This window comes from Pseudomonas sp. H3_A02, from assembly GCF_054671965.1.
Genome location: NZ_CP162807.1, coordinates 1,372,480 through 1,394,509 on the forward strand (window position 1 = coordinate 1,372,480; position 22,030 = coordinate 1,394,509).

General features: G+C 62.8%; 17 protein-coding genes. 3 read left to right on the forward strand and 14 right to left on the reverse strand.

The window, feature by feature from the left end; all coding sequences use genetic code 11:
* Positions 1–41: 41 nt before the first annotated feature.
* From AB4N80_RS05790 to tssA, 14 genes are all read right to left on the reverse strand, one after another.
* A complete protein-coding gene (locus AB4N80_RS05790; RefSeq protein WP_305468844.1) occupies positions 42–320 on the reverse strand; it encodes a hypothetical protein in 279 nt (92 codons plus the stop codon).
* A 1-nt stretch (position 321) separates the two neighbouring features.
* Positions 322–4,773, reverse strand: a complete 4,452-nt coding sequence (locus tag AB4N80_RS05795; protein WP_354335991.1) for an RHS repeat-associated core domain-containing protein — start codon at positions 4,771–4,773, stop codon at positions 322–324.
* A 12-nt stretch (positions 4,774–4,785) separates the two neighbouring features.
* Positions 4,786–5,220: a DcrB-related protein gene (locus tag AB4N80_RS05800; protein ID WP_460081110.1), complete on the reverse strand. Its 435-nt coding sequence runs from the start codon at positions 5,218–5,220 to the stop codon at positions 4,786–4,788.
* An 18-nt stretch (positions 5,221–5,238) separates the two neighbouring features.
* Positions 5,239–7,170, reverse strand: a complete 1,932-nt coding sequence (locus tag AB4N80_RS05805) for a type VI secretion system Vgr family protein (RefSeq protein ID WP_305482068.1) — start codon at positions 7,168–7,170, stop codon at positions 5,239–5,241.
* A 174-nt stretch (positions 7,171–7,344) separates the two neighbouring features.
* Positions 7,345–10,023: a type VI secretion system ATPase TssH gene (tssH, locus tag AB4N80_RS05810; RefSeq protein WP_305468841.1), complete on the reverse strand. Its 2,679-nt coding sequence runs from the start codon at positions 10,021–10,023 to the stop codon at positions 7,345–7,347.
* Complete coding sequence (tssG, locus tag AB4N80_RS05815; protein WP_122567589.1) at positions 10,016–11,065, reverse strand: type VI secretion system baseplate subunit TssG; 1,050 nt, start codon at positions 11,063–11,065, stop codon at positions 10,016–10,018. Before tssG ends, tssH begins: the two co-directional genes overlap by 8 nt.
* Positions 11,029–12,888 carry a type VI secretion system baseplate subunit TssF gene (gene tssF / locus AB4N80_RS05820; RefSeq protein WP_122567588.1) on the reverse strand — a complete coding sequence of 620 codons (1,860 nt, stop codon included), beginning with the start codon at positions 12,886–12,888 and terminating at the stop codon, positions 11,029–11,031. Before tssF ends, tssG begins: the two co-directional genes overlap by 37 nt.
* The gene (gene tssE, locus AB4N80_RS05825; RefSeq protein ID WP_058542707.1) at positions 12,885–13,397 is read right to left on the reverse strand and encodes a type VI secretion system baseplate subunit TssE; all 513 of its coding nucleotides are present in this window, start codon (positions 13,395–13,397) and stop codon (positions 12,885–12,887) included. The genes tssF and tssE overlap by 4 nt, the downstream gene beginning before the upstream one ends.
* A complete protein-coding gene (locus AB4N80_RS05830) occupies positions 13,391–13,831 on the reverse strand; it encodes a hypothetical protein (protein WP_305468840.1) in 441 nt (146 codons plus the stop codon). The genes tssE and AB4N80_RS05830 overlap by 7 nt, the downstream gene beginning before the upstream one ends.
* Entirely contained in the window at positions 13,828–14,268 is a 441-nt protein-coding gene (locus AB4N80_RS05835; RefSeq protein WP_122567586.1) for a type VI secretion system amidase effector protein Tae4, read from the reverse strand. Before AB4N80_RS05835 ends, AB4N80_RS05830 begins: the two co-directional genes overlap by 4 nt.
* A gap of 81 nt (positions 14,269–14,349) precedes the next feature.
* Positions 14,350–14,838, reverse strand: a complete 489-nt coding sequence (locus AB4N80_RS05840) for an Hcp family type VI secretion system effector (protein ID WP_122567585.1) — start codon at positions 14,836–14,838, stop codon at positions 14,350–14,352.
* 223 nt (positions 14,839–15,061) lie between these two features.
* Positions 15,062–16,558, reverse strand: a complete 1,497-nt coding sequence (gene tssC, locus AB4N80_RS05845) for a type VI secretion system contractile sheath large subunit (protein WP_122567584.1) — start codon at positions 16,556–16,558, stop codon at positions 15,062–15,064.
* Between the two features lie 2 nt (positions 16,559–16,560).
* A complete protein-coding gene (gene tssB / locus AB4N80_RS05850; RefSeq protein ID WP_003206923.1) occupies positions 16,561–17,067 on the reverse strand; it encodes a type VI secretion system contractile sheath small subunit in 507 nt (168 codons plus the stop codon).
* Between the two features lie 81 nt (positions 17,068–17,148).
* Positions 17,149–18,186, reverse strand: a complete 1,038-nt coding sequence (gene tssA, locus AB4N80_RS05855; RefSeq protein WP_354335992.1) for a type VI secretion system protein TssA — start codon at positions 18,184–18,186, stop codon at positions 17,149–17,151.
* 416 nt (positions 18,187–18,602) lie between these two features.
* On the opposite strand from tssA, the gene tagH reads away from it, so the two are divergent.
* The 3 genes from tagH to tssK all read left to right on the forward strand — a co-directional run bounded on the left by tagH (position 18,603) and on the right by tssK (position 22,030).
* Positions 18,603–20,105 carry a type VI secretion system-associated FHA domain protein TagH gene (gene tagH / locus AB4N80_RS05860; protein WP_354335993.1) on the forward strand — a complete coding sequence of 501 codons (1,503 nt, stop codon included), beginning with the start codon at positions 18,603–18,605 and terminating at the stop codon, positions 20,103–20,105.
* 68 nt (positions 20,106–20,173) lie between these two features.
* Complete coding sequence (gene tssJ / locus AB4N80_RS05865) at positions 20,174–20,680, forward strand: type VI secretion system lipoprotein TssJ (RefSeq protein ID WP_060740022.1); 507 nt, start codon at positions 20,174–20,176, stop codon at positions 20,678–20,680.
* Between the two features lie 15 nt (positions 20,681–20,695).
* A complete protein-coding gene (gene tssK, locus AB4N80_RS05870) occupies positions 20,696–22,030 on the forward strand; it encodes a type VI secretion system baseplate subunit TssK (protein ID WP_434704310.1) in 1,335 nt (444 codons plus the stop codon).

Consider the following 22,030-nt stretch of genomic DNA (forward strand, 5'->3'; position numbering starts at 1 on the left):
AAGCAATTGGATGCCTTCCATTGCACCGGTGTCCTTGTGGGTTACGGCATGCTCATCAAGGCCATTCTCAGGCGCTTGATCAGTTTCGGGGTCTTGAGGCAATCGGCCGGCCGTTTGTTGCCCAAGGCGGGCACGGTCTGTTCCAGCCACCATAAGCCTTCCTTGAGCCCCCTTTTGCCATACAGCACCACGGCCATGTCGAGGTGCTCGTCCATGGCCTTGGCCAGCGTACGGGCGTTGTCGTCGAGGTAGTCCTCTTCGTACAGCCGCACGAATGTCTGCCAATCGGCGTCGCCGACGTATTCGTCTTCCAGTCCCATTCTAAAAACCCGCAAAGGAAATCAAGTTGCTGCCGGTCGGGTTTCGCGCCGACGGCGCCAGGATCCCATCATAGCCATTAGCCTTGGCCCAGGCGCCGATTTGATGGGTCTGGGTGTATTTGTCGCCGGTGATGCTCTTGAGGGAAACACCCAATTGCTTGCGCACATCGGCCCGGGTCAGATCCAGGACATTGTTGAGCTGTACTTTCTTGCTCACCAGCACCCGGGTGGAGAGGTCCACACCCCAGTGATTGACTTCGCCCATGGCGGTCTTGCGTGAGTTGGCGCCATAGACACCGCCCAGGCCCGGGGCGGTGTAGCGGTGCCGGGCTGCGACGTTCCATTTGTGCGCCGTCCACGTGGTGCTGATGCGCCCTGGTTCTTCAAAGCGATAGACCGTCCGGTTGACCTTGCGACCCTTGGGTGGCGTCGAGCATTTCATCAGCCCTGACGGGTCGATCCAACTCACCGGGTTCGGCGCGTACTGGTAGAGGTTCAGCCCACCCGCCAGGCCGATGGGGTCCGGTGTGGTGAAGCGGCCGATGTCCGGGTCGTAGAAGCGCAGGGTGTTGTAGTGCAGCCCGGTTTCACGGTCCAGGTATTGGCCCTGGAAACGCAGGTTCTGCTCTTCGATGTAATAGGGCTCGCGCAATTCTTCGGCCGTGCCGCCCCATACCTGGTGACGGGCGCGCCAGAGTGTGTGGCCATCGGCTTCCGAAAGCTGTTCGGGCAGGCCGTTGAAATCGTTGTGGTAATAACGGACCTTTTGCTGGTCGCCCAGGCCATCGACCCGTGCCAGGGGTTCGTGGCTGTCGTCGACATAGATGTAGAGGCTGGTCTGGCTGTCGCGGTGTTCTTGCAACAGTTGCAGCGCATCCCAGGTGAAACGGGTGCAGCCGAGCACAGTGCCGTGGCGGTCGTATTCGGTTTTCTCGATGCGTCGACCCAGCGGGTCGTAGGTCATTTTTACGACCGAGCCATTATCGTTGTGAACCTCCACCAGGCGCTGTTCGGCGTCGTAGCGAAAACGTTGGACGCCACGCCGGGCGCTGCGTTTTTCTACCATGCGACCGAAACCGTCATAGCGGTAGCGCTTGTCCTGGTAGGTCAACAGGCGGTTATGCGCGACCCGCCCTGCACCGGTCGTGAGCCCGTCGAGCAGGTTGGCGGCGGGGTCATAGGCAAAGCCTTCACGCTGGCCCTGGAGGTTGTCCTGGCTGGCGAGGATGCGGCCGGTGGCGTCGTAGTGCAGCAACTGGCGATGGCCGGCATCGGGCTGGCTGTCGAAGCGTTCCACCAACTGGTCGCTGGCGTCATAGCCAAACAGCGATTGCGCCGCTGGGGGCAGCAGCGTGGATTGGCCTTGCTGTCGACGCTGGCGGGCGCGCAGGCGGCCGCTGCGGTCGTATTCGCTACGGGTGCTCAGGTGTCCTTGGGTGCGCAGCACTTCGCGGTGCAGACGGTCGCGTTCGAAATCGCTGATGACCTGGCCATCAAGGTTGATCTGGTGCAGGTGGCCGCTGCCGTAGTGCAAGCGGTTCAGCCAACGGCCATCGGGAAGCTGCGTCTGGGTCAGGTTGCCCAGTTCGTCGTAGCGATGTTCGAGGCACCCGGCCCAACTCTGTTCGGTTACCAGTTGTCCCAACGCGTCGTAACCGAAACCCACGGTTTGCACTTCGCCGGTCTGGTGGGTGAAGGTGATGGCGTTGACTTGGTCGAGCGCGTCATAGCTGTACTCGGTACGCCCGTCTTCGGTGACTTTTGCCACCAGCCGTCCCACCGCATCGCGCTCCAGCTCATGGATGATGGGGGCTTGTGGCGAGAGGTCCAGGTCGGTGCTGCCGGGCACCGCGAGGGCCTCTACGCGGGTGACGTTGTCCAGCGGGTCGTAGGCGTAGCGCTTGAGACTGCCATCCAGGCTGTGTTGAGCGCTCAAGCGGTCGGCGGCGTCCCAGGTAAATCGGTAGCACTCGCCATTTTCGTTGGTCAGCGCCAATAGACGCCCGTAGTTGTCGTAGCTCAGTTCCACCCGGCGGCCATGGGCGTCGGTGCGCACCTGCAGTTGACCACTTGGGGTGTGCTGGAAATTCGTCGTATGCCCGGCTGGGTCGCTATAGCCGATCAACTGTCCGCTCGCATCGCGCTGGTAGTGCTCGGTGCGCCCGTCCGGCAGTTGCTTGCTAAGCAAGCGGCCTTGATCGTCGTAGCTGAAAAGCGTCCGTTCCCCCAGCGCATCGGTGCTGCTGAGCAACAGCCCGCGCTCGCAGTAGCTCAAGCGTGTGGTGTAACCGGAACAGTCGGTGTGTTCGCTCAGTTGCCCAAGGGCCGTCCAGCGCATGGTTTTGCTTTTGCCGGTGGCGTCGATGACCTCCACCACCTGGCCGTGGGCGTCGTGGCGATAGCGGGTGATGTTGCCCAGCGGGTCGGTTTCCCGAATGCGATTGCCCCGTGAGTCATAGCGATACTGCCAGGTGTTACCCGCGGCATCGGTTTCAGCCAGGGGCAGGGCCCAGTGCTCGAGCCACAGTGTGGATTCGCTACGCCCCAGCGGGTCGCGGGTTTCGCAGAGGTTGCCCGCTTCGTCATAGCTGAACTGATGCTGCCCGCCGTTGGGGGCGGTCGCCTTCAGTAACTGGCTTTCTTCGTTCCACTGGAAGGTCCAGGTGCGGCCCAGCGCGTCGGTGGCTTCGGTGATCTGATAGCGGGCATCCCAGCGACGGGTGCTGATGCGATTCAATCCGTCGGTGATGCGCGTGGTGCCGGCGACCAGGTCGTAGTCGAAGGTGTAGGCGTCGCCGGCGTCGGTCCAGTGACGAACAACCCGCCATTCCAGGTTTTCAACCAGCGCCCATTCATAGAAACAGCGAAGCCCGGTGGGCAGCTGGTGTTCCACCATTCGCCGCCCGGCATCGTAGGCATAGCGACGCTTCACCTGGCCGTTGGACTGACGGACCTGTTCCAGATTGCCCTGGCCGTCGTAGCCATAGTGCATCAGCACTTCCCGGCGTTGATCGGCATAGAGGCGGTCGATCCGGCTGACCCGTTGCGGCCAGCGCTCGTCATACGCCAGCGCGATGCGGGTCAGGTCGAAGGTGTCGCGCAATTGCACCAGGCGTCCGGTGTCGTCGTAGTCCAGGTAGATTCGATTGTCGTTGCGATCACCCAGTTGGTTCAGGCGCAGCAGCGCTGCATTGGCGGGCGAGGGTTCGAATAGCCGGTACAAGCCGTCGGCGCTTTCGATCAGCAGTTCGCCGTTGGCATGGCGCCGCACGCTGAGGCCTTCACCGGCACTGAACACGGCGCCGCCCAGGGCAATCGAGCCCATGTCGATGCGCCGGCCCTGTTCATCGGTGTAGACCAGCGTTTCGCCGCCTTCGGGGTGAGGCAGGATTTCGACGCGCACCTCATAGGGCACGCTCCAACCTGCCCCGAACATCCCGTCATGGCGTGCGTCGCGGCTGTTATAGAAGCGCTGCCAGTCGATCGGCAAGATGCCGGGCAGGACGAAATCCATCTCTTCGACATCGCCCAGTACCTTGGCCCCGGTGGCGGCATGCACGGGGTTCGAGGAGCCCATGGCGGCATTGGCCGCGGCGCCCATCGCGCTGCTGACGGCCATGGAGGCCGCGCCGCCCACCAGCATGCACGGCAGGTTACTGAGGAATTTGCCTTTGCCGCCCTTGAGCATCAGCAAGGCAGTGACGGCCAACCCTACGCCTGGGGTCTTGCCGCTGCGGATCTCGCGCACCACCACTGAGCCGCCGCCAATGGTCACGTCAGGGGAAATCAACCCGGACGACACCACGGTCGCATCGCAGGTGCTGCGGTCGCCGCTGCGCACGGCGGGCTGGCCGTTAATGGTGACTTTGTCCGAGCCTTCGGCCAGGAACTGCGGCGGCATCGGCGGATGCTTCATGCACGCGATCATGTCCAGCGGCTTGGGCACGGCACCGGGCGCGGGCGTGGCGACGGTGGGTCGCCACATCTGCGAAAAGAAATTCTCGGCCATGTCCAGGTAACTGGGTTCGGCTTCTGGCTCGGGAGCCTCAAGCTCGGTACCGGCTGGCGCGACATGGGATTGAATCGCCCCGGCGGCCCGGGCGGCCGGGATATTATTGGTCAGGGTGTTGGTGGAGCCGGTGAGGATGTTGGCTTGCACCGTGGGGGGAAACAGAGCGTTGCCGATGCCCTCGCATATATTGCTCAACCCCTTGTCGGCTCCGGTCTTGCTCATGGCTAGGCCCACGACGGCGCCCACCACGGCGCCGAGCAGGAAACAACCCAACCCGCCCGTGGCAACGGTGATGCCCGTAGCGGCCACCACGGCCGCCGTCGCCACTGCGGTGATCGCAATGTTCGCCGCCACTTCCAGAACGCCGCCGAGGATATCGGCCATCATCGAGGTGTGGTTCAGTGCGTCGCCCAGCCGGGCGGCCCAGAGTGCATCAGACATGCAAGGTGCTCATCAAACCGGAACGTCGAACAACAGCGAACCCTTGATCGTCGCCCAATGCGCGGCTTCGGCGTCGCCGAGTTTTTCCGCTTTCACATAGCTCAAGGCAAGCATCTTGCGGGTGCCCGGCAATATCAGCGCCAATTGGTACTGGAAGACCTTTTCGTTGCCTTTGTTGAACTGGCTACGCAGTTCGATGGCTTCGACTTCCTGGTTGGCGCCCACGCGCAGGGTGGCGCCCGGTTGGCAGCGCAAGTCCTGGACCTGTTTTTCCAGGCGCTTGAGCTGGTCGTCGAGGTTGCTTTGCAGGGTTTCGCCCTCAGCCAGCAAGCTGCGGCTGACGATCAAGGAGGTGCCCAGTTCAGGGAACTTGAGGATATTGATCGTCGCGTCCAGCAATTCGCTGGGCGGCAATTGGAGCTGGAATTCATTGAGGCGGTAAGTCATGGCGCATAAATCTCGAAGTTAGCCCTTGGGGAACGCGGCGCTGATGTTGGCGTCGATGCTGCCCTTGACGCCCTGGCCGTCCGGCGTGGCGCCCGGGCCGCCGCCGTTGTTCAGGTGCAGCACGCCGCCGGTGTTGAACTCGGCATCGCCGCTGGCGTAGAAGCTGATCTGCACGCCGGTCAGGTTGATCTGGCCGCTGGCGTTGAGCTCCAGGATGCTTTCACCGCACACCAGGCGCAGGTTCTCGCCCACTTCGATGACGTAGCTCTGGCTGATGCTGTCGGTCTTGCGCTGACCCACCGAGAGGATGTCTTCCTGCTTGACGATGCGCAGGCGGTTGTTGCCGATGGTCACCGTTTCGTTGTGGCCGATGCTTTTGTTACGGTCGTGGCCCACCGAATGGCTCTCGTCCACCTCGACTACGATGTCCTGGTTGCGCTCGGCATGGATGTACAACTGCTCGGCGCCCTTCTTGTCTTCCATGCGGATTTCGTTGAAGTTCGCCGGCGTGCCACCCTTGCTCGAACGGCTTTTCATGCCGCTCTGGGTGGCGTTTGCTGGCAAGTCATAGGGCACGGTCTGTTCGGCGTTGTAGACGCGGCCGGTGATGATCGGTCGGTCCGGGTCGCCCTCGAGGAAGCTGACAATCACTTCCTGGCCAATGCGCGGGATCTGCATCGAGCCCCAGTTTTTTCCGGCCCAAGCCTGAGACACCCGAATCCAGCAGGAGCTGTTTTCGTTGGATTGGTCGTGCCGGTCCCAATAAAAATGCACCTTCACCCGGCCGAACTGATCGGTCCAGATTTCCTCGCCCTTGGGGCCGACTACCAACGCGGTTTGCGGGCCTTTGACGATGGGGCGATGGGTGGTCGCCATCGGGCGATAACTTTGCTGGGCGTCGATGCAGGTCAGGCTGCTTTCGAACTGCGCAGTCGGCGCACCGCCACCGGTTTCGCCGCTTTCCTGGGAGAGGTAGTAGCGGGCACCGACGATCAGGTATTCGCGGTTCTGGTCCTGGCGGCTGAAGCCGGTGAGGCTGAACAGATGCCCCGAACCCAGGCCCCGGGCATTGCCGGCCAGCTCGACTTGCTCGTGCAGGGTCTGCAAGGCTTCGATGCGGGTGCGGGCGTAGTGTTCGCCGTCGGCGCTTTGCACATAGGTGCCAGGGTAGTCGTACAGCGGATAGTCGCCGGCGGTGTGCGGGCGAGGCATGGCCGAGCGCACGTCGATGCGCGCGCTGGGGCGCTGGAAGTCGTAGTCGTTGAGTTCCAGTGAACCGGGTTGGACTTCCTGGGCCAGGTGCCAATCGTGGATGTGGTCGCGCTCGCGCTGTTGCTCGTTCTTCGGGTAGTACGGCACCGAACCGTAGCCGGGGGCCGTGGTGTGGGCGCCATAGGCGTCGGCCAGTACCAGTACATGACGGCCCTGTTCATGGCGGAAGAAGTAGTAAATCCCTTCTTGTTCCATCAGGCGGCTGACGAAATCGAAGCTGGTCTCGCGATACTGCACGCAGTATTCCCACTCGCGGTAGGACTGGCTCAAGGCGTCTTCGAAATCGGAAAACCCAAGGTCGCGGAACACCTGCTTGATGATCTGCGGAATGGTCAGGTTCTGGAAAATCCGGCAATCGGAGGTGCGGGTCAGCAACCACAGCCACGGGCGCAAGGTGGCCTGGTAACTGGCGAACTGGCCCTGGTCGACGTTCTGGCTGCAACGGGCGACGATGCCATGGAAATAGCGTTCGCCACCGCCATCCAATTGCAGACTCACGCACATGGGCTTGCCGAGCAGTTGGTTGAGGTCGATGGCGTTGTCCAGCGAATGCAGCTGCAACTCATAGTTGAACAGCCGCCCCAGCTCTTCACCGCCGCCCATGTCCTTGAGCAACAGGACCTCGGGCCCGAGGGGGCTGGTGATCTTGGCCAGGCGTGAGGCTTGGTTGAATAACATCGAGTGTCTCGTGCAAGTTGTAATGGCTGAAGGAACGCAACACCACTGCGGAAGATGCCACTGTGGGAGCGAGCTTGCTCGCGATGGCGGCGTATCAGTCAACATTGATGTTGAATGTACTTGCGCTATCGCGAGCAAGCCCGCTCCCACAGGGTTATGCGGTGTTCCTTACCGTCAGGCCGCGTCGCTGAAATCGTACTGCAATTCGTTGTCCACCGCGCTGATCCGCACCCCGGCCAAGGCCTTGCCTTCGAGCATGCGGGTCAGGAACTCGCGGCTCATGTCCGGCAGCAGGCTGTTGGTCAGGATGGTGTCGATCATGCGCCCGCCGCTTTCGGTTTCGGTGCAACGCGAGACGATCAGGTCGACCACTGCGTCGTCGTAGTCGAAGGCCACTTTGTGGGTGCTCTCCACGCGCTTCTTGATGCGGTTGAGTTGCAGGCGGGTGATGGCCTTGAGCATCTCGTCGCTGAGCGGGTAGTACGGAATCGTCACCAGGCGACCGAGCAAGGCCGGCGGGAAAATCTCCAGCAGCGGCTGACGCAGGGCCTTGGCGATTTCTTCCGGCTCGGGCACGTTCTGCGGGTCTTTGCAGACTTGGGCAATCAGCTCGGTGCCGGCGTTGGTGGTGAGCAGGATCAGGGTGTTCTTGAAGTCGATCACCCGGCCCTCGCCGTCTTCCATGACGCCTTTGTCGAACACCTGGAAGAAGATCTCATGCACGTCCGGGTGGGCTTTTTCCACCTCGTCCAGCAGCACCACGCTGTACGGTTTGCGCCGCACGGCTTCGGTCAGCACGCCGCCTTCGCCGTAGCCGATGTAGCCCGGAGGCGCGCCCTTGAGGGTCGACACGGTGTGGGCTTCCTGGAACTCGCTCATGTTGATGGTGATGACGTTCTGCTCGCCGCCGTACATGGCTTCGGCCAGGGCCAGGGCGGTTTCGGTCTTGCCCACGCCGGAGGTGCCGGCGAGCATGAACACGCCAATCGGCTTGCTCGGGTTGTCGAGGCCGGCGCGGGAGGTCTGGATGCGCTTGGCGATCATCTGCAAGGCATGGTCCTGGCCGATGATGCGTTTTTTCAGGTGCTGGTCGAGGTTGAGTACGGTTTCCAGTTCGTTGCGGGCCATACGGCCCACCGGAATACCGGTCCAGTCGGCGACCACCGAGGCCACGGCCTGGTAATCCACGGTCGGCAGGATCAGCGGGGTTTCACCTTGCAGGGCGGTCAGGCGCTGTTGCAGGTCAACCAGTTTCTCGCGCAGTTCGTGGCTGGTCTCGCTGCCATCCTCGCTGTCCACCACGCCGACGCGCTCGCGCAGGGTGGCGCGGGTGGCGAGCAGTTCGTCCACCAGGGTCTTCTCTTCGGCCCAGCGGCTTTCCAGCTCGGCCAGGCGCTCGCGTTCGGCGCTCAGCAGGTTTTCGCTATGGGTCTGACGAGTGCCGATGACCACGCCAATCGCGTGCTCACGGGCGATGATTTGCAGCTCGGTTTCCAGGGCTTCGATGCGCCGGCGGCTGTCGTCCACTTCGGCCGGCACGGCGTGCAGGCTGATGGCGACGCGGGCGCAGGCGGTGTCTAGCAGGCTCACGGATTTGTCCGGCAGCTGGCGCGCGGGAATGTAGCGGTGGGACAGCTTGACCGAGGCTTCCAGGGCTTCGTCGAGGATCTGCACCTGGTGGTGTTTTTCCATGGTCGAGGCCACGCCGCGCATCATCAGCAGGGCCTTGTCTTCCGACGGCTCGGCCACTTGCACCACTTGGAAACGGCGGGTCAGGGCCGGGTCTTTTTCGATGTGCTTCTTGTACTCGGCCCAGGTGGTGGCGGCCACGGTACGCAAGGTGCCGCGGGCCAGGGCTGGTTTGAGCAGGTTGGCCGCGTCGCCCGTGCCGGCGGCGCCACCGGCACCCACCAGGGTGTGGGCTTCGTCGATGAACAGGATGATCGGCTTGGGCGAGGCCTGGACGTCTTCGATGACCTGGCGCAGGCGCTGTTCGAATTCGCCTTTCATGCTCGCGCCGGCCTGCAACAGGCCCACGTCGAGGCTGCGCAGTTCCACGTCCTTGAGGGCCGGCGGCACGTCGCCGGCGACGATGCGCAGGGCGAAGCCTTCGACCACGGCGGTCTTGCCCACGCCGGCTTCACCGGTGAGGATCGGGTTGTTCTGCCGGCGGCGCATGAGGATGTCCACCAGTTGGCGGATCTCTTCGTCACGGCCGACGATGGGGTCGAGCTTGCCGCTGCGGGCTTGCTCGGTGAGGTCGACGGTAAAGCGCTTGAGGGCTTCCTGCTTGCCCATGGCGGCCGGGGCCATGGCGCCGCTGGCTTCGCCTGGCACGGCGCCGGCATTGAAACCGTCGCTGGCGGTCAGGGCGTTTTCCGGCGAGTCGCCGACGTATTCGTCAAACCGCTCGCTCAGGGCTTCGACCTTGACCTTGTCGAACTCCGACGACAGGCCCAGCAGCGCGTGGCGCAGGCTCGGGGTCTTGAGGATGCCCAGCACCAGGTAACCGGTGCGCACCTGGCTTTCGCCGAACATCAGGCTGCCGTAGACCCAGCCGCGTTCCACGGCTTCTTCCACGTGGGACGACAAGTCGGTGATGGACGTCGAGCCCCGTGGCAGACGGTCCAGGGCTTCGGTCAGGTCACGGGCCAGGCGCGCCGGCTCGATGTTGAACTGGCGGATGATGCGGTGCAGGTCGGAGTCCTGCAGTTGCAGCAACTGGTGAAACCAGTGGGCCAGTTCCACATAAGGGTTACCGCGCAACTTGCAGAACACGGTGGCGGCTTCGATGGCTTTGTAAGCCACGCTGTTGAGTTTGCCGAACAACGCGGCGCGACTGATTTCACCCATGCTCATGGCTCCTTGAGGTCTGTGAGGTGTTGGCCTGTTCGGCGTAATGCCGGGCCAGTATTAAATCGTTGGCATCTGTTTCGGGGCGGCCCAGCCAGGTATTGAACCCCAGGCGGAAACGACCATTGAGCTGCAGGGCCGGGACTTCGGGCTGTTCCAGGACCAGGTTCAGGTCCCAGTCCAGCTCGTGGCCCAGGTATTCGGCGACCCAGGCCACCAGCTCGTTGAACGGTTGGCTGCCGGGCAGCATGCCCATGTAGTCAACGAGCTTGAGTGGCCCCAGGCGAATGCGGAATTTGTGTTGGCGATCCCACACGAAGCGGCCCAGGCAGAAGTCCACGCCCAGCTGGGCGTTGACACCGACGCGGCTGCGTTCCGGCAGTTCCAGCCATTGGCCGACGTATTCTTCGATCTCCACCGGCAGGCCGAAGTACTCGCTGAGAATGGCCTTCAAACCATCCGGGTAGCGGGTTTGCGCCGACAGGTGGCCGCTGTAGTGCAGCTTCGCCGTGTCGGGGATCAGCCCCTGGTTGAGCAGGCTCGGCATGCCCCGGCCGCTGAGGGCCGCCAGGCGCGCCGACCAATAGTCGTCGTCCGGACGGTCATGGCTGACCGTCGGCCGCGCCTCGGCCCAGGCCCGGTAGAACAGGCTGAGCAGGCGATGGTGAAATACATCGAGGAAGCGCTTGCTGGTGCTGTCGGCGTTGTTGCGCTGGCGTTCGCGCACGTATTCGGTGATGTGCAGCGGCATCGGGCCGTTGGGGCCGCCGAGGCCGAAGAAGAACTGCTCCAGGCGCGCCGGCGTACCATCGCCGCCTGGTTGCACCGAGGCGAGGGTGGCCGGGGCGAAGGTGCAATCGGCCTGTTGCCCGAGGCGCAACGGGTCATCGGCCAGGCGCAGGGAATGGCCCAGGCGCGGCAGCTCAGGGGATTCGCACTCGATGCGCCGCAACGCCTGGAAGAAGTCGTATTCCCAGGGTTCCTGGTGCATCGCCTCCAGGGTACTCACAGGGTCGGACGACGTCCGGGCTTGGCTTTCCATCGCATGATCTCGCCGCGTTCGGTGGTACGGATCACCGTCTCGGTAAAACTGTTGATCGACACGTAGCGTGCCAGGAAGCGCTCGAACACCGCACCGAGCAGGAACACCCCGGTGCCGCGAAACGCGTTTTCATCGAATTCCAGGGTGATCTCCAGGCCCCGACCGAACACGATCGGGCCGGGCATCGGCAAGCGCCGGGTGCATGCCTTGCTGCTGACTTCCCGCAGACCTTCGATCTGCAATTGCAGCGCCGCGTCGTTGCTGTCGCCGTACAGGCGCAGCAGTTCCCGCAGGGCGGCGGCGCCTTGGCCTTGTTCGCTCAACGACAAGTAGTTCAGCGACAACTGGCTGATCAGCCGCCAGGCCTTGGCATCGTGGGCATGGCTGGCCCGCGGGCGACTGGGACCTGCCACGCAACGCACGGCGCCAACCGGCGCACTGTCGGCCAGGGTGAAGTCGGTCTTGCCGTTGCCCACGCTCATGAACAGCGGCAGGTCGCGGTTGGTGCACAACGCCGTCACGCCCAGCTGGCGCAGGTCGTGGCGGTAGGGTGCTTGCTGGCTGTCCACCAGGCTGACGAAGGTTTCGCTGCCGATGTAGGTCGAGCGCGGGCCGTTGCGCCGCTGGTCGCTGGACAGCACGCGCGGTTCGCGGCGTACGGTGTAGTAGGCCAGGTCGCGGCCATAGCGGGACGGATCGCGCACGGCGTAGAACGGCAGGAACGGCTGCTCTGGTCCGGTGCCGTGGCCGGTGAGGCCGCTCAGCGAATGCACTTCGAAATCCATCGGCCGGGTGCGGTCGGCGATCACGTGGTGTTCGTTGACCCGCTCCGACAAGTGAATGCGATCCAGGCGCTTGGGAAACAGGTTGATGGCCGGGGTGCAGAACGGCAGGAACTGCGAAGCTCCGACGCTGCCTTCCAGGCTTGGATCGTGACGGTCGAACAGCACGATCAACTCCAGTTCCTGGCCGTCGCAACGCTTGACCGCCCGGCTTAGCTGAGTGAAGTCGACAAACAGGAAGCGGTGGGGCAGGGCGAAGTATTCCTGCAACAGGCGATAGCCCTGGAAGGCTCGCGACACCACCGGCAGCGCGGCGTCGGCATCGTCGAAACCTCGCGAGCGCAACGCATCCTGGGGCAGGCGCTCCACCCAATCGCCGCCGGGCTTGCGGGCGAACACCGCGCAGGCATTGCCCAGCAGTTGTTCGTAGAGGCGGAAAGGTTGTTCGTCGGCGCCGCTCAAGTACAGCGGCAGGTTGTCCAGGGCCAGGCTGTTGAACGGCAGTTCGGCGCCGGTGCGCAGTGTGATGCGCAGCCCGGCCTTGGCTTTGGGTTCACTGGCGGCCAGGCGCCCGAGCACGGCGGACGGGTTGCCGAAGTATTCAGCCTGGCTGACCTGCAACGGCCACAACGTCACCGCGTGGGCGGTGCGGTACTCGCAGCAGGTCTGGGTTTCGCGACCCAGGGCGGCGCGCAGGACGGTATCGCGGGGCAGCGGGAAACCACTGCTCAGCGAGCCTTCGTCCGGGTCGGCCTGCATCTGCACCACGGTCATCGACGGTGTCGGCGCCAGGTAATGCGGGTAGGCGATTTCCAGCAGGTTATGGGTGAAGGTCGGGTATTCGGCATCGAGCTTGAGCTGCACCCGTGCCGTCAGGTAGGCGAAGCCTTCCAGCAGGCGTTCGACATACGGGTCGGCGCAGTCCATGCCGGACAAGGTCAGCCGACTGGCGATCTTCGGGTATTCCTTGGCGAACTCCGCCGCGCTTTCGCGCACGTGGTGCAGTTCCTGGTTGTACAGCTCCAGCAGGCGCGGGTTCATGAGCGTCTCCGCTGGTCGGCGTTGACCACGCGCACGTGGCCGGTTTCCAAGTCCAGGTCGGTTTGCAGCATCAGGCGCAGCGGCACCGGCTGGGCCCAGAGGTCGCCTTCGATCTCGAAGCTCAAGGCGTTGTGGTTCATCTCAGCCGTCGCCCGGGCCCGTACCCGCAGGGTGTGACGCAGGATGCGCGGTTCGAAGGTGGCAATGGCCTGGTGGATCAAGGTTTCCAGGGCCGAGACATCGACGTTCGACGCGCTGTTGCCGGCCAGCGCCGGCAGGCCGAAATTCACCACCGACGTGCCCGCCGGGGTATGCAGCGTGGCATCGGCGTCGAGCAATGACGTGGTGTTGAGCAGCCACGCCAGGTCACGCAGCACCGAGGCTTTCAACTGGGTGAGCGACAGCACGCGCTTGTCGGCGCTTTCCTTGGGGTTGGTCGGATCGTCGTCGGTCAACCGGTCCAGCAGGGACGGTTGCAGGCGATCGCGGGTGGCGATTTCGGTTACCACGTAAAAAGGGCCACAAAGTTTTTCTGATCAAGGGCGCCGGCCATGCAACGGCCGCCACCGGCCACAATCGATGCCTCCAGCCGGCCTTCGATTTGTCTGATGGCTTGGTATTGAGAGCGACATTCAGTGCTGGGCGCCGGTTCTGGTTCGAAATGCTGCACGATGATGATCAAGGCGTTGTTAAAACGCTCGACGCGTGGCAAGCCTTTACGGTCGACGCTCAAGTGGCAGGGCCACGGCATGTCCAGCGTGAGCAGGCTTTGGTCTGGTTTGCGCAAGGCACAACGTTGACCGTGGTTTTCCAGGGTCAGGGTCTGGCCGGCGAGATCGACCTGAACGCTTTGTGCAGCCGCAGGGTCGGTCTGTTCGGCGCAAGCGTTCAGGCTTAGGAAAAGACTGCTCGACAACGCCGCCAGCAGCGCTCGTTTGATCATGGCAGCTCCCAAAACCAGACTTGCTTTGAGCGATGAGCCTGATCGGCGAAGTCGCCGGTGACTCTGCCGCGATTCCATAGGTCGATATGGTCGCCGGTACGGGCTTCTTCGGATTGCCCGAGCCGTGCAAAACAGTCCTTGAAGAAAATGATTCCTGTCTTCTGATTGAGTGTGCGGCGGTCCTCGGCGCTTCCGGTCAGAATCGTTGGACGACCCAGATGATGACGCCAAAGCCAGCTGGCCAACGACTCGGCGCCCCGAGCATGTTCGTGTGCACACTTGGGCTCGCTGTAAGTCGACTTGTTGACCTTGATCGTCTGTTCCGCATTGAGCGTGATGCTCATCCGGATAGCGCACTGATTATCCCAAGGCCCGTCACAGGGTGTGGAGGTGGTGGGATAGCTGTTCCACAAATTGATAAACGAAGGCTTGGCCATGACTCAGATACCACGTGGGAAAGGGTTGGATTCGAGCAAGCACCAAACACCCCCGGCGCGTGGCACCGGGGGCGTGTTCGATTACACCTTGACGTTCTGACGGATGTTCCAGCCGAACTTGACCGGGCCGCCTTCCTTGGTGCCATCGGCTTTCTGTGGCTGGTAGTCCACCAGCACCTTGGCGAAGTTCAGGGTGACGTTTTCGGTCAGGCGATCATCGCTGCCCGAGCCGCCGGTGCTCAGGGAAGTGACCAGCACTTCTTCCAGGTTGATGATCATGTACTCGACCTGGCTCTCACCACCGGCCTTGCGCACGGTCAGCTTGACCTTGTCGATGTGCTTGCCGCTGGCGCAGTGCATCATCAGGTTTGGCGACGCCTTGTCGACGAACTTGGTCAGGGACAGGTCCTGGACGTTGACCTTGCCCGCACCACCGCCGCTGCCCACGTGCATGTTGCCGGACTGGGACATGCCCCAGCTCCAGTTCAGGACATCGATCTCGTCCTTGTGGGCCTTGTCCATGGACTCGCCCTTGATGTCGCCGATCTTGATGAAAATATCAACAGCCATGTTTTCTCCCTGTGTGGTTTCTAACCACATTGTTTGGTTGACGCTGACCTTGCGAAATTACTGCCGTTGAACGCTACGAAGGCGATCTCCAATTCACTGAAGATCCTCTGTGGGAGCGAGCTTGCTCGCGATAGCGGAGTGTCAGGCATGCTCATGACAACTGATCCACCGCCATCGCGAGCAAGCTCGCTCCCACATTGGCCTTGTACCGTTCAGTAAAGCTTTACGCGCCCTTGGCCGAAGGCAGTTTCGATACCAGGCGCAGCGACACGGTCAGCCCTTCGAGCTGGTAGTGCGGGCGCAGGTAGAACTTGGAGTTGTAGTACCCCGGGTTGCCTTCGACTTCTTCAACGATCACTTCGGCGGCAGCCAGTGGATGCTGGGCCTTGGTGGTCTCGGTGGAGTGCGCCGGGTCACCGTCGACGTAGTTGAGGATCCAGTCCTGCAACCAGCGCTGCATCTCGTCCTTCTCTTTGAAGGAACCGATCTTGTCGCGCACGATGCACTTCAAGTAGTGAGCGAACCGGCAGGTGGCGAACAGGTACGGCAGGCGTGCGGCCAGGTTGGCGTTGGCGGTGGCGTCCGGGTCGTCGTATTCGGCCGGTTTCTGCAACGACTGGGCGCCGATGAACGCGGCGAAGTCGGTGTTTTTCTTGTGCAGCAGCGGCATGAAACCGTTCTTTGCCAGTTCCGCTTCACGGCGGTCCGAAATGGCGATTTCGGTCGGGCACTTCATGTCCACGCCACCGTCGTCGGTCGGGAACGTGTGGGCCGGCAGGTTTTCCACTTCGCCGCCAGACTCAACGCCACGGATGCGCGAGCACCAACCGAAGTGTTTGAACGAACGGTTGATGTTCACCGCCATCGCGTAGGCGGCGTTGGCCCAGGTGTACTTGGAGCTGTCGGCGCCGTCGGTGTTTTCTTCGAAGGCGAAGGCTTCCACCGGGTCGGTCTTGGCGCCATACGGCAGGCGCGCCAGGAAGCGCGGCATGGTCAGGCCGATGTAGCGCGAGTCTTCCGATTCACGCAACGAGCGCCAGCCGGCGTATTCCGGGGTGGTGAAAATCTTGGTCAGGTCGCGCGGGTTCGACAGTTCCTGCCACGAGCCCATGCCCATCACGGTCGGCGATGCCGCCGCAATGAACGGGGAGTGCATGGCCGCGCAGACTTTCGACAGCTCGCCCAGCAACTCGACATCCGGTGGCGACTGGTCGAAGTAGTAGTCGCCCACCAGGCAGCCGTAAGGCTCGCCGCCGAACTGGCCGTATTCTTCTTCGTACATCTTCTTGAAGAGCGGGCTCTGGTCCCACGCGGTGCCCTTGAATTTCTTCAGGGTCTTGTGCAGGTCGGTCTTGGAGATGTTGAGCACGCGGATCTTGAGCTGCTCATCGGTCTCGGTGTTGTTGACCAGGTAGTGCAGGCCACGCCAGGCGCTTTCCAGTTGCTGGAAGTCCGGGTGGTGGATGACCTGGTTGACCTGGGCGGTGAGCTTGGCGTCGATGGCGGCGATGATCGATTCGATCGACTTGATGGCGTCGTTGGACACCAGGTCGGTCTGCGCCAGGGCCTGCTCGGCCAGGGTGCGCACGGCCGTCTCGACGGCTTCGCGGGCGCGCTCGGTCTTGGGTTTGAATTCTTGCAGCAGCAGGGACGCAAACTCGCTGGTTTCTTGAGTGGCGCCCAGGTTTTGCACGCCTTCGCGGGCTGTATTGTCAGTCATGATCATTGGTCCTGTGCTGGCTTCGGCGCGCTCGCCAGGGCCTGCAACAGCGCTGGGTCCTTGATCGCCTTCATGATGATTTCTTCGGCGCCGGTCTTGCCGTCCATGTAGGTCAGCAGGTTGGCCAACTGGGTGCGCGCTTCGAGCAGCTTGTTCAGCGAGTCGACCTTGCGGGCCACGGCCGCCGGGCTGAAGTCGTCCATGCTTTCAAACGTCAGGTCCAGGCTCAGGTTGCCTTCGCCGGTCAGTTCGTTAGGCACATGGAACGCCACGCGCGGCTGCATGGCCTTGAGGCGCGAGTCGAAGTTGTCGACGTCGATCTCGAGGAACTTGCGGTCGGCTACCGCTGCCAGAGGCTCGGCGGGCTTGCCGGCGAGGTCGGCCATGACGCCCATGACGAAGGGCAACTGGACCTTTTTCTCGGCGCCGTAGAGCTCGACGTCGTACTCGATCTGCACTCGAGGCGCGCGGTTGCGCGCGATGAATTTCTGAGAACTTTGCTTCGCCACGTTGCTGCTCCTGGTCGCTTGAGCGACGGTGTTGGCGTCATCGGGGGTGCCGGTGACGTGACTGCGTGATCCGCTCGCTTTTTATTCGCTGTCTGGGCCGCGCAGGTTTTCAAATTGACTCATGCCGTCGGGAATCAGGTTGCGCACAATGGCCGCGAAATCGGCGTGCACCAGATTCTTGGCCCGATTCAACAGCACCGGCAGCGGGCTGGAGGGCTCATGACGGGTGTAGTAAGCGAGAATTCGGTCCAGGCTGCGCAGCACGTCGTCACGGTTGTTGATGTCGCCGCTGACGGTGCTGTTGCTGGTGTGGCGCGGTGCGCTTGGCGCGCTGGCATATTCTGTTGTTGCGGCGCTGTCGTCGCTGACGGAATCGGGCAGGGCGCTGTCGCCACTCTGCGGGGCGAACTGACCGAGAATCTGCAGGGCCATCTTCAACGGTTGCTTCAACGGGCCGAGGTCCACGCCTTGGGCGGAACCGACCTGGTCGCTGACCTGCTGCTCGATGGCTTCGGCGGCGCTGCGGGCTTCAAGTAGGGCGGCGCGGGTAATTTCCAACTGCTCGGGATCGCTGTCGAGCAGGGCACCGGCGAGTTGTTCGGCGCCGAGGTTTTCATCCGGGAAACTTTGCAGGCCGCTGGCGTTGGCGGCGGCGCGCAGGCTGACGGCACCGAAGGTGCGCGAACGGGTCAGGATGCTTTCGCGCAGCAGGCGGAGAGTGACATCGGACGTCAGGCCGGCGAGGGCATTGATGCGCACGGTGGGGTCATTGTCGTCATCGGCGTCCAGGCGCGGATGCAGTTCGGCCCAGTATTGCTTGAGCAACTCGCTGATCAGCGTCAGCACACGGGCCATGCCCGGCAGGCCTTCGAGGGCCAGGGAGCTTTGCATCAGGAAATGGGTGATGCGCAGGTCTTTGCTGCGTTGCAGCAAGTCCAGGCTCTGCTGCTGGATGCTGCGCCATTCAGGGGGTTCGGCAGGCAGGATCGAATCGCCCATGCTGCGCTCGGGTTGGCCCCGGGAGTCGCGCTCCAGGCGCAGGAAATCCGCGTCATATTCCAGATCTTCACCGCACGGCGAAGTCGCGGAAACGGCGGCGAGCAACAAAGGCACATCCACTTGGATCGATCTCCCTATCACCCGCTTGATAGAAGTCGGGCAGTTCACACGCAAGTTTCGGATAAAACTTCACATGTTCCTTGACGATAATGGCCCTTTAGATCCGCAATGATTTTAAAGTGCCATCATCTATATTCAAGAAGTTGTGCATTTTTGGTGTAGTACTTATCGCTTGTCAAGGTAAGCTATTTCACCAGTGTAGCCCCTCTGTAACAGTTGTGATGCGCTTAACAGCCTGCCCGACCTACCGGTCGAAGCGGCAACTGACGTGGGGTTTTTGTCACGCAAGCCGGTTATGATCAGCAATCATGCTGGCAAAAAGCCGTTTTCACGGTTGTTGGCAAGGTTGCCGGCGGGTTGTCAGGGCCTGACCCCTCACTCCCGCCCGCGCGCGAAGTATTCAGCAAGGAGGCAAGATGCCGCTGTGTTTGACTATCACTAGTTATCACAAAATTACCCCAGGCCAGTGTTCTGAAAAGTCCATGGATCAGGGGGTGATGGCAATTGGCCGTAATTCCGATAATGACTGGGTATTACCGGACCCCGAGCGTCTGGTTTCCGGTAAACATTGCGTTATCCAATACAAAGACGGGCGTTATTATTTAACCGATAACAGCACTAATGGTGTGGAATTGGTCAAGGCCGGCGTCCGCCTGCGCAAGGGCAACAGCGAGCCCCTGCAAGACGGCGAAGTGATTCGCATCGGTGATTATGAAATCCAGGCACGCGTGGATTTCAACCTGCCGGTCACCGACAGCAACCCGTTCGCCGAGTCGCCCAGCAGTTTCGAGGCCCTGATGGGCCAGCAGAGCGCCCCCGCGCATACGCCGTCGCCGATCCAGGTGGCCTCGCCTGCGCATTTCCAGGGCGTGTCGGCCATGGACACCCTGCCGGACCTGTTCGACTTCTTGACCCCAAGCAGTGTCCCGCCGGCCACCCAGCCTGACCATGTCCCGGCCGAGCAACACAATTTCCGCCCGCCGACGCCGATTCCCCGGCCGAGCCCACCGCCGGTGGTCGAGCCAGTGATACCGCCGTCCGCCTCGATGATTCCGGACGACTGGGACCCGTTCAGCGACAAGCCTGCGTCGGTGGCGGTTGCTCCGTTGCCCGTGGCCCCACCGCCGGTGCCGCTACCGCCGGTGGTTGAACCTGTCGCGACGCCTGTTGCGCAGCCTCCGCTCGTCGACATCTTTGCTGAAATCAGTGCTCCGCCGCCGCCCGTGCGTGAAGCGCCGGTGGCCCGCGTCGAGCCCCCGGTCGCACCTCCGGTTGCTCCGGTTGCTCCGGTTGCGCCAGCCGCTCCAGCCGCCCCGATTGAGGCCAACCAACCCGACTTGCTGCAAGCCTTCCTGCGCGGTGCCGGGCTGGATCAGTTGCGCCTGGACAAGGCCCAGGCCGAAGCGCAGATGGAAAGCATCGGGCGCAGTTATCGGTTGATGGTCGAAGGCCTGATCGATGTCTTGCGCGCCCGCAGCAGCCTCAAGGGTGAGTTCCGCATCCAGCAGACGATGATCCAGCCGGTGGAAAACAACCCGCTGAAGTTCGCCCCCAATGTCGATGAAGCCCTGCTGTTGTTGTTGCGCCACGGCAACCAGGCGTTCATGGCCCCGGACGCGGCGGTGCGTGACAGTTTCGATGACTTGCGGGCCCACCAACTGGCGGTGATGGCCGGCGTGGAAGCGGCGATCAAGCATTTGCTGGGGCGCTTCGAACCAGCGCAACTGGAAGAACGCATGGCCAAGCCCGGTGGGCTCTCGGGCATTTTCAGCGGCTCGCGGCAGGCCCAGTACTGGCAGCAATTCACCGAGCTCTACAGCAACATTTCCCGTGAGGCCCAGGAGGATTTCCAAGATCTGTTCGGCCGTGAATTCAGCCGCGCCTACGAAGAACACAGCACACGACAGCGACGCCGTTGAGCGGCGCAGTCCTATAACAATATTGATAAGCCAACAACGGATAGCTCAAACGTCATTGAGGACGCAGGATGATTCCCAGGTTTTTACTCGCAGTCGCCACCGCGCTTCTGCTGACGGCGTGCGCCAAGGATGCGGCCAACCCCCAGCCCGAAGAAGCTGAGGCCGACACCGCCGCCATCGAGCTGCATTTCCATGCCATTGCCGGCCTCAACCCCGGCGCCACCGGCCAGCCGGCCCCGGTCCGGGTGCGCATTTTCGAACTGAAAAATGCCGCGACCTTTGGCCGTTCCGATTATTTCGCCCTGGCCGAACGGGCCCAGGCCACGCTGGGCGCCGACCTGATCGACCAGGACGAGGTGCTGATCCAGCCCGGCCAGCAACTGAGCCTGCAACGCGACCTCGACCCCGCCACGCGACACATCGGAATACTGGTGGGCTATCGCGAGCTGGACCAGTCGCTGTGGCGCACGGTGATGAATGTCCCGGCGCGTGAATACACCGAATACCAGATCAGCCTCGATGTGCGCGCCGTGCGCAGCGCCGTCGTCGTTCCCCCATCCAGCCCTGCCCAATAAGCAATCGGAGCCCCCATGTCCTGGAACAATCGCGTGGTCTGGTCGGAAGGCATGTTCATTGGAACGCAGCACTTCCAACAGCACGACCGCTACCTGGAAAACCTCATCGACGCACGCAGCCGCCCATTGTCGGCCGGCGCCTGGGGTTTTTCCGAACTGCTGATCGACCAGGGCCTGCTGGCCCAGGGCAAGCTGGCGATCATCTCGGCGCGGGGCCTGCTGCCGGACGGTACGCCCTTCAATATTCCCCAGGATGACCTGGCGCCCACCCCGCTGAACGTCGATGACAACCTGCGCGACGGCCTGGTGTACCTGGCCTTGCCGCTCAAGCGCGCCGGCGCCCGCGATACCGTGGATGAAGGCGAAGAGCTCGGCGCTGCGCGGTATGTGAGCCAGGTGTGCGAAGTGCGCGACGACAACGCGCCGTTCGAGAACCGTGCGCCAGTGGCCCTCGGCTCCCGGGCCCTGCGGTTGTTGACCGAGCAGGATGGCATCGGCGACTACGCCGCCATCGGTGTGGTGCGCATCAAGGAAAAACGTGCTGACCGTGCCTTGGTGCTCGACGACGCCTACATCCCGCCGCTGCTGGATGTCATCGCTTCCAAACCGCTGGCGGCGTTTCGCAGTGAACTGCTGGGCCTGCTGCATCAACGCGGTGAAGCCTTGGCCGGGCGGGTGGTGGCGTCCGGTGCCGGTGGCGCCTCGGAGATCGCCGATTTCATGCTGTTGCAACTGGTCAACCGCGCTCAGCCGCTGATCCAGCACCTGAGCCAGTTGAGCCCGCTGCACCCCGAGCGCTTCTACAGCGAACTGGTGAGCCTGGCCGGGGAGTTTTCCACGTTCACCGCCTCCGGGCGACGACCGCAGCAATACCCGCCGTACCAGCACGATGACCTGGCGCTCAGCTACGCGCCGGTGATGCAGGCCCTGCGCGAAGCCCTGTCGATGCTGATCGACAGCAAGGCGACGCCGATTCCGATTGTCGAGAAAGCCTACGGCATCCACGTGGCGATGCTCGCCGACAAGACCTTGCTCGACAGCGCCAGTTTCATTCTGGTGGTGCGTGCCGATGTGCCGGCCGAAACCCTGCGCAGCCGCTTCGGACAGCAGAGCAAGGTCGGTTCGGTGGAGCACATCCGCGATCTGGTCAACCTGCAACTGCCGGGCATCGGCCTGCTGCCGTTGCCGGTGGCGCCACGGCAGCTGCCGTACCACGCCGGTTCCACCTACTACGAACTCGACCGGGGCAGCGACCACTGGCAGCAGTTGAGCAACTCCGGCGGCTTTGCGTTCCACATCGCCGGCCAGTTCCCAGGGCTGAACCTGGCTTTCTGGGCGATCCGAGGATAA